Genomic DNA, 17,031 nt, shown 5'->3' with positions numbered 1-17,031 from the left:
GAAAAGAAACAATATAATCTGTTTCAGTTTGTGTGTTTCCTAAAATATCATCTACTTTGTCTCTAAGATTAATACCTGTATTTATACCATCTGTTGTACTTCCAGAAAGATCATCATCACACAAAGTAAAATCTGTAGGTGTATTTGCTAATGTAACAGGTTTAACAACTAAAGAGAATTGCGCTGTACCAGAACAACCGTTATTAGTTCTGTTTACAATTTTAACGTAAATAGTTTGGTTGTTTGCGTAGGTAGGATCGTTATTGTTTCTATGTCTTGTAATATCAGGAATTTCATTTAAAGAAGCAGTTCTGTCACTTTCTGTTTCATAAAAGAAAACATCTAAATCTGGTTGAGATGTAACTAGGAAATAGTTTTTTATTTCATCAACAGAATCACTAAAGTCGAAATAAGAAATTCCGTCAGTATCATCATTTGCTCCACCTACTATTGGATCACTTGGTAAAAAATCATCACATTCTTCATAAATCTTAGGATATATAAGATCCGCTTCAAAATTAACAGTAATGTTTATTTTAGAAATTCGGTAACAAGCTTGTTCAGAAAATACTCTAACCCAAGCTTCTCCTGTTCCTGTAACTGGATACATTTCTACATCTGAGCCCGTAATTTGTGGAGTTCCTGCACTTGCATCTGCAAGTGTTCTGTAATATTCGAAAATTTCATTTTTAGCAATATAATTAGTTGAAATATTTGGTCTTGCTAATTTTAAATTAACCGTTGTTGTTAAATCAGGATTGTTATGACATTGAATAAGTTGAGCTGTATTGACTACAGGTAAAGGATCTACAATTAATTGAAAAGACATGAAAGTACTTCCTGCAGTATCGTCAGAAATAGCATTACAATTGGTATTGTCTACATTTTCTACACGAACAAATACTTGTTGCGAGCTGGTTACTTCATATCCGTTGTTTTTATCAATAGGGTTTGTAGCGCTGCTTGTTTGTGCATCTGCCAAAGAGGTATGGTAAGACACATTGTATTGAGCAGGATCTAAAGTTCCTAAAACTTCAGCGTCTTTTGTGTTTAATCTAAAACTGCTAATCCCGTCTGTATCTCCTCCTACACTTGTAGTATCATCACATAATCTGTAAACAGATGGTTGTATTGGTTCTGGTTCATTAGTTACTTCTAACTCAAATTCTGTAATTGCAAAACAAGCGTTTGGAGCTCTTATGTTTTGTACACGTGCATAAATGGTTTGTGTACTTGCTGTATTTACTTGGTACGGATTTGGTAAATCAGTTCCAGCATCATTTGCGTTTGCTTTTGCTAATGTATCAAAATATAAAACTGTGAAAGAGGTTGGGTCTGCTAAAGAACTTAAAATTTCAGCATCTTGTAAAACATGTAAATAAAAATCATTCTCAGCAACAACATCATCATCACAATAAAAAATATCTTCCGGACTTGTTGCTGTTGCGGCTTCAAAAACTTCTATGTTAAATGTACCAATATATTGAGTAACACTGCCACATTTATCGGTTAATTCAACAGTTAAAGTATATTTTCCGGTATCTGTTTTTTGTAAATTCGTTAACTCTAAGATTCTTTCATTATTATTTATTTCAACAGAGGTTGTGCCATTGTCAAATTCCCATGTATAAACTGGTGGCGTATCACCTTCTGGAATGGCATTGGGTACAAGTATTTTATCATCACCAATACAAAACTGTAAACTTTGATTTGTTATAATTTGATCAGTATCTTGATCTTTAATATCTATTGTTGAAAAAATGGAGGAAATAAAAGGAGGTAAACCTTGTGTTGCGTTTACACCAGCGCCAAGAGAAACCGACCGATGAGAATAATTAACATCGGCACCTATTGCGTCAGGATTATTAATAACGCTAATGCTACTAGAACCATCACTTGTCCAATAAATTTTAGCATCAGGACCTAATTGTAATGCTCCTCTTGTGTTAAAATAACTATGTATAGTCAATCTAGAATCATTAATATCACTAAAAGTTGGCTGAGTTACATCAAATTGATATAAATTTTCTGTAGATGCACTAAAATTACCAGTAGAAATATACAACCTTTCACTAGAAGAAGAGAATTCTACACCATAGCCATTACCAGTTATATTTAAAGGGTTTGTGGTTGCACTATTATTAAAGTTTGTAACCATACCAGTTACAGTGTCAAAATTAAAAAGGAAAGTACCTGAATTCATATTTGCAGCTACTAATTTTGTACCATCTGGAGACACTTTTAAATATCCTCTAGAACCATCTTGATTAACACTATAACCGTTTATAGTACTTAGTACAGGTCTTGCAGTATCTACACCGCTACCATCTACTTTATAGGCATAAAAGATATTAGGTCTACGAAAAGAAATTACCCAAAATTCATTACATGCATCAGATTTAACAGCTGTAACTTTTTCTGACCAATTATTACTAAATCCTTGAGACAAATCAGTAGCGCCACCAACAACATCTCCTAAACCACCGTTTAAAGTCATATCTACAGTATAATACCAAAATCCTTGGTTATCACTAGATGGTGCGCCCACTGTAAAAATATAATAAATATTAGGTTTTCCTGGTGCAGGAATAGTTAATGCAGACTGGGAACTAGAAGAATCTCCTTCTAAATTTGTTCCATTTGGCATTGCTTCGTTATTTTTATTCCAAATAGTTAAATTATTTGTGGTTGAGGTTGGTGCACCAATATAAAATAATAAATTACCATTAGAATCGGCAAAAGAAGAACAACCTTCTGTAGTACTTAGTAAACTTCCTGAAACCGGAACAGGTGTTCCGGAGTTAAAATCTAGTGCAGCTTTGTTTCCGAAATACCAAAAATTTGCTTCTTTTTGAGAAAATGTAGATAATGTAATAAATAGAAATATAAAGGGTAATATTTTTTTCATTTGATGACATTTGAGCTATAAACGCCAAATATATTTAAAAAGTATTACAAATCCCGCTTTTTTAACAGTGCAAAAGACAAATAAATAAAGATAAAAGTCCAAATACAAACAATAAAAATTGTAGAGAAATCTACCGTATAACTTTTTGTAAAAGTTTCGCCAATTTGGTTTGCAACCGATTTAACCGCACCTAATCTAGAAAAAGGCTCTTTAATTAAATTAGACAAAGATTCTAAAGGGAAAAATTGTAAAATAGTATCAGTTTTAGGAGCGTTTGTTGGGTTTTCATTAAATTGCCAATAACAAATTAACTTACTAATTGCTTCAATAAAATACCAAACAAACATGGCACCTATGGCAAATGCAGATCGTTTTACTAAAATACCTAAGAATAATCCAAAAGAGAAAAATCCAACTAACTTTACAAAAAAGGCTAAAATATAATCTAAATCTGAAGTAATAATTGCAAACTCATTGTAATCTGAATAAATTAAGCCAAGAATTAATGAAACAACAAAAACAAAAATTGTTGAAATTAAGGCAAAAGCAATCACTGCATAGAATTTAGACAAAATAAATTCCTTTTTACTTAAGCCATCTATTAAATTTTGTTTTAGTGTTTTGTAACTGTATTCATTTGACATCATAGAAACAATAACTAATAACAAAAAGAATTTTAAAATAGCAGCCATATAGGTGTTAAAATGCCAGATATATGGAAAATTAAAAATTCCCATTTCGGCTAAATGAAATTTTATTGGACCAATATCAAACTTAATGGCAGCAATTAATGTAATAGAAGTAAGCAAGCCAAAATAAATGATAGACAGTACTTTACTAGCAGTATTGTGTTTTAATTTATGAAACTCTATGGTTAGGAGTCTTAACATAATTATATTTTTTAAGTTGATTAGTTGTTGTTTGTTAAATCTAAAAATTGTTGTTCTAAACTAGGTTTACGTTTTACCAAATGCGATAAAATAAGACCATTTTCAAACAAATATTTATTCATTTCGGTGGATGAAATATCGTCTTGTAATGTAGCTATTAAAGTGTCATTTTCTTTGTTTACTTTGCCAACGCACGGATGTTTTTCTAAAAGTTGAAGCAAAAGGTTTTCATCTTTAGCAACTTTTAACTCAAACAAACCTTTTGAAGCAGTCATTTCATCAACTCTACCACTATAAAGTTTTATACCTTTTCTAATAACTACAACATGGCTACAAACTTTTTCTACTTCGTCTAATAAATGCGAAGCCAGTAAAATGGTAGTTCCTTTAGAGGCAATTTCAGTTATAATTTGTCTAATTTCATGAATTCCTTGTGGGTCTAAGCCGTTTGTGGGTTCGTCTAAAATTAAAATTTCTGGATCATTTAACAAAGCAGAGGCTATTGCCAATCGCTGTTTCATACCTAATGAAAACGTGCTAAATTTACTATCTCTTCTTTCAAACAGGTTTACGGTTGATAATTTTTCATTAATTTTATTGGTAGGAATTTCCTTTATTTTGCAAATCAATTTTAAATTTTGAGAGGCAGTCATGTAAGGATAAAAGTTTGGTCTTTCTATAATTGCACCTACTTTTTTTAAAGCTTCATGTGTAGATAAATTTCCGTTAAACCAAGAAAACTCACCAGAAGTTCTGTTTACAACATTTAAAATAATGCCCAAAGTAGTTGATTTACCGCTACCATTTGGTCCTAGAATTCCGTAAACATTTCCTTTTTGAATATCAAAAGAAAGGTTGTTTACTGCATGAACTTTTCCGTATTTTTTATCGAGATTTTTAAGAGATAAGATAGTTTCCAAAGAAATTGTTTTAGTCGATTATAAGTGTAAGACGACTAATTTACAATTTTGTTACGGGAAACAATTCAAAATTTCTAGTTTAGGGTTTCTGAGTGGTCAGTTGTATGATACTTACAGATTCTTTTTTATGGATTTTTTACCAGCTTTTCTTTCCGCTTTCCAAAAAAAACGTTTTCCGAATTTACGCAAGTGTTTGCGCCATTCTCCATCAGTAGTTAAAGTGCCTTTCTTTTTAGTACTCATTTTTAATACTCATTAAAATCATAATCATCAAAATGACCAAAATCATCGTCTAAATCATCTTCATCATCAAATTCATCGCTTAAATTATCAGCAATAAATTCTTTTTCAGGAGCTTCATTAGGGATTTCGCCAACTTCTAAAATTATTTGTGGTAAGTCTTCTCTTTTTTCGGCAGAAATCTCAACAACATCCACATAGAAAGTCCACATTTTTAAGAAATCATACACATAAATTAGTTTGTTGTTTTCTTCTGGCAATGTATCATTTAGTAGGCAAGTTTGCATAGAAATTCCTTCGCCAGCTTCTGCCATATTAAACAAAGGTATTTCTTCACCTTGGTTCCATTCATCATCAGTTCTATAAAAGGACGCCATTTCTTGTCCTTTAAAACCAAAAGAATTGGCAATAACCGAGTGTAATTTTTCTAAATTTATGGTATTGTCTACCAAAAGAGTTCTAATGATGTCTTCTTTGGTGTCTAATATTACGCGTATTTTGTACATGAAATGGTTTCTATTTGCAAGGGCAAAAATACAAAATTTTATGTGTACTTTTACACTTAAATTATTTAGAAATGGATAAAAAAGAAATCTTAGAAGCATTTAATTTAAGATGTAAGAATACTTTAATGGAAACTTTACATATTAAATATATAGATGTTGGCGATGATTTTTTAACAGCAAAAATGCCTATAAATGCAAGCGTTCATCAACCTTTAGGGCAATTGCATGGTGGTGCAACAGCCGCTTTAGCAGAAAGTGTAGGTAGTGCTGCATCTAATTTTTTTATTGATACTAAAACACAATTTGTAAATGGTATACAATTGTCTATAAATCATTTAAGAAGTAAAAAGGAAGGCGTGGTTTTTGCAACGGCAAAAAATATTCATAAAGGTAAAACCACACATTTATGGGAAGTTACAATTGTAGATGAAAAAGGGCAGTTAATATCTGTAGCTAAAATGACAAATATTGTTTTAGAGAAAAAGTAGAATGAATTTTTTTAAACGATTTTTTAAATTTGTCAGCGGGTTTCTTCTTGTTGTTTTTGTGCTTTTGTACGCTGTTTTCTATTATTTTACATCTCCAAAATCTGATGAAAAAATTTTATCAAAATTTGAAGACTCTTTGGTAAAACCTATCATTACACACGAAACATTTAATGGATTTGATTTTAGGAAATTAAGTATCATAAACAATGTAAATTTTCCTACTGTTGTTTTTGTTCATGGAACCATTGGTTCTTGTGTCGATTTTTTAGCGTATTTAAAGGATACTGAGCTTTCTAAAAAAGCAAATTTTATTAGTTATGATAGAATTGGGTATAATTATGAAGACAAAAATAACGTTCAAGAATCAATAGGTTTTGAGGCAAGAATGTTGCAGCATATTACTGAAAATTTATCAACTAAAAATACTATTGTAGTGGGGTATTCTTATGGCGGACCTATTGTTTTGGCGGATACAACTAAGTATAAAAAAGTTGTTTTATTGGCACCAGCAGTTTACAGTAAAGTAGAACCAATGCCTTGGATGATACATCTTTACAATTGGAAAACAACACGATGGTTAGTGCCAAAAATATGGAAACAAGCTTCTAAAGAAAAGTTATCACATCAAAGAGATTTAAGGAATTATGAGCAAAATTGGTTAGAAAACCCAAATAAAATTATAAGTATTCATGGTGATGATGATGGTATTGTACCTTATGCAAATTCAGAATATTTAAAAGAAGAATTTTCAGCAGAACAGTTTACTCTTATTACAATTCCTGGCGCAGGTCATAGTTTAGTTTGGAGTGAGTTTGAATTTATAAAAACAGCATTTTTAAAGCTATTAGAGTGAGTATAATTTTAGATAAAATACAAGATTATTTCAATAAAAACACACCATTTGTAGTGTGTAGAAAACCGAATGCAACAACTATTACAGGCTTTTTTATGCAAGATGATGATTTGGTGTATACAACAGATTTTACAGAATCTGGCTTTGTGTTTGCTCCTTTTAATTCCGAAGAAAACGCAATTTTATTTCCTAAAGAAAATGCCACTTTTTTAACAGAAGAACTCAATTTTAAAGATAATTTTAGTTTAAAAGAAGATTTTAAGGAAACAGAAATTTCTAAAGAAACGTATACACAATTGGTGGCTAAAACTATTGAAATAATAGCTAAGAATGAACTACAAAAAGTAGTGGTTTCTAGAAAGGAAATTGTAAAAATAGAAGCGTATAATTTACTAACAATTTACAAGAAATTACTAGAAACCTATGCCAATGCATTTGTGTATATTTGGTTTCACCCAAAAGTAGGTTTGTGGTTGGGTGCAACACCAGAAACGCTTTTAAATATTGATGGTAAGGAATTTACAACCATGTCTTTAGCGGGGACTCAACTTTTTAAAAACGACAAAAATGTCGTTTGGAAAACCAAAGAATTAGAAGAGCAACAATTGGTTACTAATTTTATTGAATCGCAGTTAAAAGACATTACTACAGATTTAAAAATTGATAAAAAAGAAACTGTAAAAGCAGGGAATTTATTACATTTAAGAACGAAGGTTTCCGGAAAAATAGACCAGAAAAAATCAACGTTAAAAACATTAATTAGTGCCTTGCACCCAACGCCAGCAGTTTGTGGTTTGCCTAGAGAAAAAGCAAAAGAATTTATCTTAAAAAATGAAAATTACAACCGTAATTTTTATACAGGATTTTTAGGAGAACTTAATCTTCAAAATGCTGAATTTGAGAATGAAAGTTCTAACTTATATGTAAACTTACGTTGTATGGAAATAAAAAGTTTAGAGGCTTCTCTTTATATTGGTGGTGGAATTACAAAAAGTAGCAATCCAGGTAAAGAATGGCAAGAAACAGTATCTAAAAGTAAAACCATGAAAAGGGTTTTATAAATACCTATTTATAGGTAGAATTTGGCAAAAATAATTATATAATTTTATGGTAAACTAACCAAACACCATAATATTATGAAAAAATTATTACTAGTATTCGGACTTTTATTAAGTTTCCAAACATTTTCTCAATTAAAAAATACCATTGTTACGGTAGATTTAAGTAAACCTCAAATAGGGAATGTGACTATTAAGACGGGTTATTATAAGGAAAATAAGGAAAATAAGGAAGAAATACCTATGTGTGATGAATCCATAAGTTCTACTAATCAACTAGAAGTTAATTATAGAAATACTTTGTCTTTTAATTTTATAAATGGAAACCCATTAAAATATAAATATGTAATTAACAGAAAAGAAGTTAATTTGTTTGAGGGGCAATCCAATCCATTGAATAATGAAAATGGACAATTTAATCAAAAAGATAATGAAGTTATTACGGATATTGTAAAAGTTGTAGATATTGAAGCTATTAATTGTCTTGAACCTTGTTATATCAAAAAATTAGACACTTTAAAAACAAAAACAAGTTTGCTTTTAGAGAATATTAAAAGTTTTATAAAGGTGAATACAGCAAAAGAAACTATTGATTATAAAGAAATTTCAAAAAAGAGTAAACAGTTTTCTATTCTTAACGTACAATATTTAAGTATAAAAAACAACTTAGAGGCAGCTATGAAAAAAACAGATTTTTCTTCAAATTTTATAGATACTTTTAAAACTCTTACAGATACATTTAAGGAAATAGATACTTTACTCTCAAAACTATTTAGGGTTACTACATTTACTTATACTTTACCCATAGATGTAAATGGTAAAAACATAGATTACGTAGAAGTTACTTTAGAACGTTATGATTTAAAAACCAATGCGCTTGTAGATTCTTACCCGTACAGAGTTTGGGTAACTGGTGGAATTAAAATTGATATTAGCGGTGGTTTGTTTTTTACTTCTTTAAAAGATGATGCATTTTATACAAAAGACAATTCAGCAAAAACTGGTGAAAAGTTTATTTATCAAAAAGATATAGGTAAGTATGATTATGGTTTTGGGTCTGTTATCAATGTAAAGTTTAGAGATAATAATTACATAACTCCTATGTTCAGTTTTGGAGCGTTGTTTACAGCAGATCAAAGGTTTCAATTTTTAGCGGGTGGTGGGGTTTCATTTGGTAAAGATGAAAGAATTATTTTACATCTTGGAGTTGCAATGGGGAAAGTAAAAAGGTTGGCAGATGGATATGAACTTGCAAGTTCTACAGAATCTTACAGTTTAGAAAATAGTACTGTTCCATTAACGGATCGTTTTGATACAGGATTTGTTTTTGGTTTGACTTATAATTTGGGCAAAACTAATGCAAAAAAAGAATAAATGATAAAACCTGTCAGATTAAATATTGAACATAATCAAAAAAAAAATCTGACAGGTTTTTAAGCTGACTGAATTTCTAAAATGCGTTTATTTATTTTTCAGTTTCTTCCGTACTTTTTTCTAGCAAATCAGCAGTAATTCTTTCAGTTCTATTGGCAACTTCCCAAGCTGTATGAAAAACCAAACGTGTTCTTTTTTCTAACATTTCATAATTAATTTTATCAGGGGTGTCAGAAGCTTTGTGATAATCTGCATGTGTACCGTTAAAGTAAAAAATAATAGGAATGTTGTGTTTTGCAAAGTTGTAATGGTCAGATCTGTAGTAGAATCTGTTTGGGTCATTTTCGTCGTTATACTTATAATCTAAAGCAATGTTTGTATATTTTGTATTCATTTCTTCAGAAAGGGCATGTAAATTTGCACTTAATTTATCAGAACCAATTAAATACACATAATTAGGATTTTCTTTATGAGCATCATCAACTCTACCCACCATATCAATATTTAAATTACAAACAGTGTTCGCCAATGGAAATATTGGATTTTCTGTATAGTATTTAGATCCTAACAATCCTTTTTCTTCACCAGTTACATGCAAAAATAAGATAGAACGTTTAGGACCTTTGCCATTTTTAGCAGCCATATTAAATGCTTGCGCCATTTCTAAAAGTGCCACTGTACCAGAACCATCATCATCAGCGCCATTGTAAATTTCTCCATCTTTCATGCCTACATGATCTAAATGTGCAGAAACAACCACAATTTCATCAGGTTTTTCACTTCCTTTTATAAATGCTAGTACATTTTCAGAATCTTTTAAACCTTTTCCTCTTTTTCTTTTATTTAAAAATTCAGCAGGCACTTCTTGATAATAATTATCTTTAGAAATTGGTGAAACAATACCTTCTTTTACATAAAAATCTTTTAAATATGCAATCGCTTTTTTCTGTCCAGGTTCACCGGTATCTCTTCCTTCAAATTCATCTGAAGCATAAATGTATAAATGTTTGCTAAGTTCTTTAGCCGTAATTGAAGCGGCGTATTTTTCTGCAAAATTTACCTTTGTTAAATTGTCTGAAGCTTTATTTAAACTAGAAGCACAGGCTATAAAAGCGAATACAGAAATACTATAAAATATTCTTTTCATGTATAAAAAATGTTAGTAAGTCGTAAAATAAAATTTATTTTTTTGGATTTCAAATTTAACTTTTGTTAATCACAAATTGTTGTAACGTTTTGTTAAATTTAACAAGTTCTTTAGGAAACAAAGTGTCAAAAGCATTGGTTTCAATTAATTCACTAGGTGTGCCAACATGAAATGTGCTTTCTGTTAATAAAATAATTTCATCGGATAATTGAATTGCTAAATTTACTTCGTGCGTAGAAATGATGACTGTTTTCTGTGTTTCGGCAACCAATTTTTTTAACAATGAAAATATTTTAATCGTATGATGCATGTCTAAATGTGCCGTTGGCTCATCTAAAATTATAATTTCTGTGTCTTGTGCCAACGCTCTTGCAATGAGTACTCTTTGCAATTGCCCATCGCTTAATTCGTAAAAACGATTGTTTTTTAAGTGATTAATTTCTGTTTGATGAATTGCAGTTTCTACTTTTTTTATGTCATTGTCAGAGAGTTTGTCAATCCAATTTGTGTACGGTTGTCTACCTAGTGCAATTAGTTCATAAACAGTTAGTTGACTTTCTGGTAAACGTTCTGTTAAAACCAAACTTAATTGTGTAGAAAGAGCTGTTTCTGTGAGTTCTTGTAGTTTTTTCTGATTGATAAAAACATCGCCATTTATAGGTTTTTGTACTTTAGAAAGTGTTCTTAATAAAGTAGATTTACCAATTCCATTTTTACCTAAAACGGTTATTAATTTTCCTTTTTCAATTTCGAAATTAATATTTGAAGCAATAATTTTTCTGCTCTTTTTTTGCTGATAACCAATGGATAGATTTTCAGTTTTAAGGACGATATGTTTATTTTTTTGTTTCAAATGTTTTTGTTTCAGAGTTTCAAAGTTACGCTTGTTTGCTTTGTAAGCTTGCTACTATTTTGTTCTTTGTAACGTACATTATACAAACAACCTCTTTTTTCTTATAAGTAGCCAAATAACTACAGGCGCGCCAAATAATGAGGTAATTGCATTTATTGGAAGCGTAAATTCGCTTGTTGGCAATTGTGCAATGGCATCACAAATTAATAAAACAATGGCACCAATTATTGCAACTGCTGGTAATAATATTTTATGATTAGAGCTAGAGAATAACATTCTTGCTATGTGAGGCACCGCTAAGCCTACAAAAGCAATTGGACCAGAAAAAGCGGTGATTACGCCAGTTAAAACACTGGTGATTAATAGAATAATGTTTCTGCTTTTCTTTACATTTACGCCTAAGCTTTTTGCATAATTTTCTCCTAATAAAAAACAGTTTAAAGGTTTAATAACAGAAATGGTGCCTAAAATTCCGAAACTATAAATAATTGCAAAAACAAGCAATTCATTCCAAGATAAATTGCCCAAACTACCAAAACTCCAAAATAAGTATTGTTGAATTTGAGCAGCTTCACTAAAATAGGCGAGAACGCTTATTACGGCAGAAGTTAACGAGCCAAACATTAAGCCAATAATTAAAATAGACATGGTGTTTCTTACTTTGTTTGCGGCAATAATTACGGCAGATAACACTAAAAAAGCACCCAAACTTGCTGCAATGGGTAAAGACCAATTAGAGACAGAAGCTTTTAGGAAAAAACCGCCAAATACAGATGATCCTAAAATGAGAATGGCAACGCCTAAACTTGCGCCAGAAGAAATACCCAAAACAAAAGGTCCTGCTAACGGATTTCTAAATAAAGTTTGCATTAACAAACCGCAAATAGACAAGCCAGAACCAACTAAAATAGCTGTAATTGCTTTTGGTATTCTAAAAGTAATAATAATGGTTTCCCAACTTTCTTTGGCAACATTTCCACCAAAAATACTATTAAAAATAGCTTTAAATGGAATAGTAACTGAACCAAAACTGATGTTCAAAAAGAACAAAAATACTAGTACAATTGATAAAAATAGAAAGTGTTTTGTGTAATTTTTTTGTTCCATTTATGAATGTTAGGCACAGTTGCGTGGAAACCTAAATTTTGTAATCTTTTAAAAATGTCACTAATTTTTGAATGGCAATTCCTCTATGAGAAATGCTGTTTTTTTCTTCTGAGGTCATTTCGGCAAAAGATTGATCAAAACCTACAGGTTTAAAAACTGGGTCATAACCAAAACCTTTTTCTCCGTTTTTTTCTTTTAAAATATTGCCTTTACAAATTCCTTCAAAAAGAAATTTATCATCATTTATATTTAGTGCAACAGCGGTTCTAAATTGTGCTTTTCTGTTTGTTTTTTCTTTTAAATCAATCAATAATTTTTGCATATTATTTTCAGAATTCGCAGGTTCTCCAGCAAAACGTGCAGAATATACTCCTGGTTTTCCGTTTAAACTTTCTACTTCTAAACCTGTATCATCAGCAAAACAATTAAAACCGAACTTTGTAGTTATATAATCTGCCTTCAATTTGGCATTTCCTTCTAAAGTAGTTTCCGTTTCATCAATTTCATCAAAACAATTAATGTCTTTTAAACTCAATAATTCTATAGAGTTGGGTAACATTTTTTGCACTTCTTTCAGTTTATTAAGGTTGTTTGTTGCAAATACGAGTTTCATAATGCAAAAATAATCATTTTAAAGTCAGAAAATAAAAATACTTAAAGTCATTAAGTGACTATTCATGATGATAAGGTTCATTTTTTAAAATTGTAAAACCTCTATACAATTGCTCTACAATAAAGAGACGAATCATTTGGTGTGAAAAAGTCATTTTAGACAAAGATATTTTTCCGATAGATTTCTTATAAACTGCATCAGAAAAACCATAAGGACCACCAATTACCAAAACCAATTGCTTAATTCCTGCATTCATTTTTTTTTGTAAATATTTAGAAAATTCAATAGAAGTAAAATGTTTTCCTTTATCATCTAACAAAACTAACTGATCTGTATTTTGTAGTTTAGATATAATTAATTCTCCTTCTTTTTCTTTTTGTTGAATTTCGCTTAAATTCTTTACATTTTTAATATCAGGAATTATTTCTAATTCAAACTTTATATAATGTTTTAATCTGTTTTGATATTCATCAATTAGCAGCATTAATTGCTTATTATCTGTTTTGCCAATGGCAAGTAATTTAATTTTCATAGTTCAAAATTACGAATTATCAATGTATAATTATGAATTAATTAGCGTAATTGATAATTCGTAATTCATAATTAAATTGTTATTTTTACATCAGAATTAAAGAATTATGATATCACAAAAACAATTTGAAAACGAGTTAGATTTAATAATAAAAAATGCCATTAGAGAAGATGTTGGAGATGGAGATCACACCTCACTTTCTTGTATTCCTTCGGATGCACAAGGAAAGGCAAAATTGTTGGTAAAAGAAGATGGAATAATAGCAGGAGTGGAGTTTGCAAAGCAAGTTTTTAGCTATGTTGATAAAGGTTTAGAGGTAGAAACGTTTATAAATGATGGAGATGATGTAAAGTATGGAGACATTGTTTTTCATGTTTCAGGAAAATCTCAATCCATTTTAATGGCAGAAAGATTGGTGTTAAATGCCATGCAAAGAATGTCTGCAATTGCAACTAAAACAGCTTTTTTTGCTAATTTATTAAAAGGAACAAAAACCAAAGTTTTAGATACTAGAAAAACAACACCAGGCATAAGAGCTATAGAAAAATGGGCCGTAAAGATTGGTGGTGGAGAAAACCACCGTTTTGCATTGTATGATATGGTTATGATTAAAGACAATCATATAGATTTTGCTGGCGGAATTACAGCGGCAATTACAAAAACGAAAAAATATTTAGCCGATAAGAAATTAGATATTAAGATTATTGTAGAGGCAAGAAGTTTAGAAGAAATTAAAGAAATTTTGGCGAATGACGGTGTTTATAGAATTTTAATAGACAATTTTAATTATGAAGATACCAGAAAAGCTGTTGCTTTAATTGGTGATACTTGCCTAACAGAGTCTTCTGGAGGTATTAATGAAGAAACCATTAGAAAATACGCAGAATGTGGTGTAGATTTTATTTCTTCTGGTGCATTAACACATTCAGTTTATAATTTAGATTTAAGTTTAAAAGCTTTTTAAAAAGTGTTATTGTAGTTTTACTACAATGTAAATTAGCTAGAGTTTGTTGTTTTAAAAATCATTGTAACAATGAAACTTTGTCTCTAAAAAAACAAAAAATGAAAAAATACATCACAATTGCAGCCTCATTACTATTAGTGGTTTCTTGCAATACAACAGAAGTTAAAAAAGAAAATAGCATGGATATTTCTAAAAATCCTTTATTGATAAAAAGTACCTTAGAATACGGTACGCCAGATTTTACAAAAATTAAAACAACACATTTTATGCCTGCCATTTTAGAAGGTATGAAATTGCAGAATGAGGCAATTGAAAAAATTACTGAAAATAATGAAGCGCCAACATTTGAAAACACCATTTTAGCATTAGAAGAAAGTAGTAAAGTGTTAGACGGTGTTACTGCTGTTTTTTACGGATTAACAGGTGCAAATACCAACGATACTCTTAAGGAATATGACAAAGAATTAGCGCCAAAGTTTTCTAAACATTCAGATGATATTTTATTGAATACGGTATTGTTTGCAAAAGTGAAAACTGTTTATAATCAACTTTCGGAAGCAAATTTAGATCCAGAATCGAATCATTTAGTAAAAGAATATTTTAAAAATTTCTCTAAAGCAGGAGCAAATTTATCCGAAGAAAAAAAGGAAAAATTAAAAGAAATTAATTCTGAAATAGCAAGTTTATCAAATGATTTTGGTAAGAAATTATTAGACGCTAGTAAAAAAGGCGGAATTGTAATTGCTGATAAAAAGGATTTAAAAGGTTTTTCTGATGAAAAAATAGCTTCTTTAGAAAAAGATGGTATTTATGAAATTCAGTTAATTAATACTACACAACAACCGTCTTTACAAACTTTAGAAAATAGAGATGTTAGAAAACAATTGTTTGAAAAATCGATTCATAGAGCAGATGCTGGGGAATATGATACTAGCAATTTGGTTAAAAAAATGGTTGAGTTAAGAGCAAAAAAAGCTCAGATTTTAGGTTTTGAGAATTATGCAAGTTGGAGTTTACAAGGTACAATGGCCGCAACGCCAGACAAGGTGTTTGACATGTTTAAAAATTTAATTCCGGGTTCTTTAGAGAAAGCAAATTCTGAAATAAAAGAAATTCAGAAAGAAATTAATAAAGAAGGAAAAGACTTTAAATTAGCTGCTTACGATTGGAATAATTACGCAGAAAAGGTGCGTAAATCTAAATACAATTTAAACGAAGACGAGGTGAAGCCTTATTTTGAAATGACCAACGTTTTAGAAAAAGGAGTTTTTTATGCAGCCACAAAATTATACGGAATTACCTTTAAAAAACGTACAGATATTCCTACATATCATAAAGATGTTGTGGTGTATGAATTGTTTGAAGAAGACGGTTCTAAATTAGGGTTATTTTTTGGAGATTTTTTTGCAAGAGATAGCAAACGTGGTGGCGCGTGGATGAGTAGTTTTGTAAAACAATCTAAATTACGCAACCAAAAACCCGTTATTTATAATGTATGTAATTCGCCAAAACCCGCCGAAGGAGAACCGGTATTAATTAGTTTTGATGAAGTAGAAACCATGTTTCATGAATTTGGACATGCGTTGCATGGTTTTTTCGGAAATCAAAAATATGCATCAATTTCTGGTACAAGTACCGCAAGAGATTTTGTTGAGTTTCCGTCTCAGTTTAATGAAAACTGGTCTACACATCCAGAAATCTTAAATAATTATGCAATACATTACAAAACAGGAGAAGTAATTCCGGCTGAGTTATTGAAAAAAATTAAAGATGCAGGTACTTTTAATCAAGGGTATTCTATGATAGAAAATTTATGTTCTTCTAGTTTAGACATGAAATGGCACACAATTACTGCCAATGATAAAATTGAAGACGTTGCTAAATTTGAAATAGAAGCTTTAAAAAGTATGAAATTAAATGTGAATGAAATTCCTCCAAGATATCGTTCAACTTATTTTGCACACGTTTTTAGCGGAGGTTATGCAGCTGGTTATTACTCGTATTTATGGACAGAAATGTTGAGTCATGATGCCTATGATTGGTTTAAAGAGAATGGTTTGTTAACTCGTAAAAACGGACAAAAATTCCGTGAGCAAGTTTTATCCAAAGGAAACACAATGGAGTATGCAGAGATGTACAAAACATTTGCGGGTAGAGATCCAAAAGCAGCGCCAATGTTAAAAGCTAGAGGTTTAAAATAACAATTTAAATGAAATCAATTTTAAAAGTTTTAGCAATAGTTTTTGTGCTTTTTGTTGGTTGTAAAAGCAATGAAGTAAAAGATATTACTGGTATTTATAAAGGTGAATTTCCTTGTGGAGATTGTTCTGGAATAGATAATAAAATGATTTTGAATGCCGATAGTACATTTGTTTTAGAAAAAGTGTACAAAGGAAAAGGTGATGAGGTCACTTTTAAAGAAAAAGGAAGGTATTTAGTTGAAGAAGGAAAACTAATTTTAAAATTAAAGAAATGGCCTTTTAAATATGCTATTGGTGATAATTATATAGAACTATTAGATATTGATGGACATAAAATTGAAAGCCAATTAAATTATAAAATGATAAAACAATAATAA

17 protein-coding genes are annotated in these 17,031 nt (G+C 30.2%); 7 read left to right on the top strand and 10 right to left on the bottom strand.

All coding sequences use genetic code 11. The features are described 5' to 3' along the window. The 5 genes from ACSHW5_RS15275 to ACSHW5_RS15255 form a co-directional block, all read right to left on the bottom strand. On the bottom strand, positions 1-2,908 hold a 2,908-nt coding region (locus ACSHW5_RS15275; RefSeq protein WP_435677015.1), incomplete at its 3' end, for an immunoglobulin domain-containing protein. A 44-nt stretch (positions 2,909-2,952) separates the two neighbouring features. Further along, complete coding sequence (locus tag ACSHW5_RS15270; protein ID WP_435677014.1) at positions 2,953-3,798, bottom strand: ABC transporter permease; 846 nt, start codon at positions 3,796-3,798, stop codon at positions 2,953-2,955. A 20-nt stretch (positions 3,799-3,818) separates the two neighbouring features. Beyond that, a complete protein-coding gene (locus tag ACSHW5_RS15265) occupies positions 3,819-4,718 on the bottom strand; it encodes an ABC transporter ATP-binding protein (protein WP_435677013.1) in 900 nt (299 codons plus the stop codon). A gap of 111 nt (positions 4,719-4,829) precedes the next feature. After that, a complete protein-coding gene (locus tag ACSHW5_RS15260) occupies positions 4,830-4,961 on the bottom strand; it encodes a hypothetical protein (RefSeq protein WP_435677012.1) in 132 nt (43 codons plus the stop codon). A 2-nt stretch (positions 4,962-4,963) separates the two neighbouring features. Then, positions 4,964-5,464: an IS1096 element passenger TnpR family protein gene (locus tag ACSHW5_RS15255; protein ID WP_435677011.1), complete on the bottom strand. Its 501-nt coding sequence runs from the start codon at positions 5,462-5,464 to the stop codon at positions 4,964-4,966. Between the two features lie 71 nt (positions 5,465-5,535). On the opposite strand from ACSHW5_RS15255, the gene ACSHW5_RS15250 reads away from it, so the two are divergent. The 4 genes from ACSHW5_RS15250 (at position 5,536) to ACSHW5_RS15235 (ending at position 9,237) form a co-directional block, all read left to right on the top strand. Further along, positions 5,536-5,952, top strand: coding sequence for a PaaI family thioesterase (locus ACSHW5_RS15250; RefSeq protein WP_435677010.1), 417 nt, complete (start codon positions 5,536-5,538; stop codon positions 5,950-5,952). Position 5,953: 1 nt separating this feature from the next. After that, complete coding sequence (locus ACSHW5_RS15245; RefSeq protein ID WP_435677009.1) at positions 5,954-6,805, top strand: alpha/beta fold hydrolase; 852 nt, start codon at positions 5,954-5,956, stop codon at positions 6,803-6,805. Further along, positions 6,802-7,866, top strand: a complete 1,065-nt coding sequence (locus ACSHW5_RS15240; RefSeq protein ID WP_435677008.1) for an isochorismate synthase — start codon at positions 6,802-6,804, stop codon at positions 7,864-7,866. Before ACSHW5_RS15245 ends, ACSHW5_RS15240 begins: the two co-directional genes overlap by 4 nt. A gap of 75 nt (positions 7,867-7,941) precedes the next feature. Continuing rightward, entirely contained in the window at positions 7,942-9,237 is a 1,296-nt protein-coding gene (locus tag ACSHW5_RS15235) for a hypothetical protein (protein ID WP_435677007.1), read from the top strand. A 91-nt stretch (positions 9,238-9,328) separates the two neighbouring features. Here ACSHW5_RS15235 and ACSHW5_RS15230 read toward each other — a convergent pair whose 3' ends face one another. From ACSHW5_RS15230 to rlmH, 5 genes are all read right to left on the bottom strand, one after another. Continuing rightward, positions 9,329-10,384, bottom strand: a complete 1,056-nt coding sequence (locus ACSHW5_RS15230; protein ID WP_435677006.1) for a M28 family metallopeptidase — start codon at positions 10,382-10,384, stop codon at positions 9,329-9,331. Positions 10,385-10,439: 55 nt separating this feature from the next. Beyond that, a complete protein-coding gene (locus ACSHW5_RS15225) occupies positions 10,440-11,237 on the bottom strand; it encodes an ABC transporter ATP-binding protein (RefSeq protein WP_435677005.1) in 798 nt (265 codons plus the stop codon). Positions 11,238-11,315: 78 nt separating this feature from the next. Beyond that, the gene (locus tag ACSHW5_RS15220) at positions 11,316-12,344 is read right to left on the bottom strand and encodes a FecCD family ABC transporter permease (protein ID WP_435677004.1); all 1,029 of its coding nucleotides are present in this window, start codon (positions 12,342-12,344) and stop codon (positions 11,316-11,318) included. 31 nt (positions 12,345-12,375) lie between these two features. After that, positions 12,376-12,957, bottom strand: a complete 582-nt coding sequence (locus ACSHW5_RS15215; protein ID WP_435677003.1) for a non-canonical purine NTP diphosphatase — start codon at positions 12,955-12,957, stop codon at positions 12,376-12,378. Between the two features lie 58 nt (positions 12,958-13,015). Then, the gene (rlmH, locus tag ACSHW5_RS15210; protein WP_435677002.1) at positions 13,016-13,489 is read right to left on the bottom strand and encodes a 23S rRNA (pseudouridine(1915)-N(3))-methyltransferase RlmH; all 474 of its coding nucleotides are present in this window, start codon (positions 13,487-13,489) and stop codon (positions 13,016-13,018) included. Between the two features lie 106 nt (positions 13,490-13,595). Between rlmH and nadC the strand changes: the two genes are divergently transcribed. From nadC to ACSHW5_RS15195, 3 genes are all read left to right on the top strand, one after another. Beyond that, the gene (nadC, locus tag ACSHW5_RS15205) at positions 13,596-14,453 is read left to right on the top strand and encodes a carboxylating nicotinate-nucleotide diphosphorylase (protein WP_435677001.1); all 858 of its coding nucleotides are present in this window, start codon (positions 13,596-13,598) and stop codon (positions 14,451-14,453) included. Between the two features lie 98 nt (positions 14,454-14,551). Further along, on the top strand, positions 14,552-16,654 hold the full coding sequence (locus tag ACSHW5_RS15200) for a M3 family metallopeptidase (protein WP_435677000.1): 2,103 nt from the start codon (positions 14,552-14,554) through the stop codon (positions 16,652-16,654). 8 nt (positions 16,655-16,662) lie between these two features. Next, positions 16,663-17,028, top strand: a complete 366-nt coding sequence (locus ACSHW5_RS15195; RefSeq protein WP_435676999.1) for a copper resistance protein NlpE — start codon at positions 16,663-16,665, stop codon at positions 17,026-17,028. The last annotated feature ends 3 nt before the right edge of the window (positions 17,029-17,031 follow it).

The organism is Polaribacter sp., assembly GCF_051251875.1.
Taxonomy (GTDB): Bacteria; Bacteroidota; Bacteroidia; order Flavobacteriales; family Flavobacteriaceae; genus Polaribacter.
The sequence above is the reverse complement of the archived record's forward strand: the minus strand, read 5'-3'. Positions and strand labels throughout refer to the sequence as shown.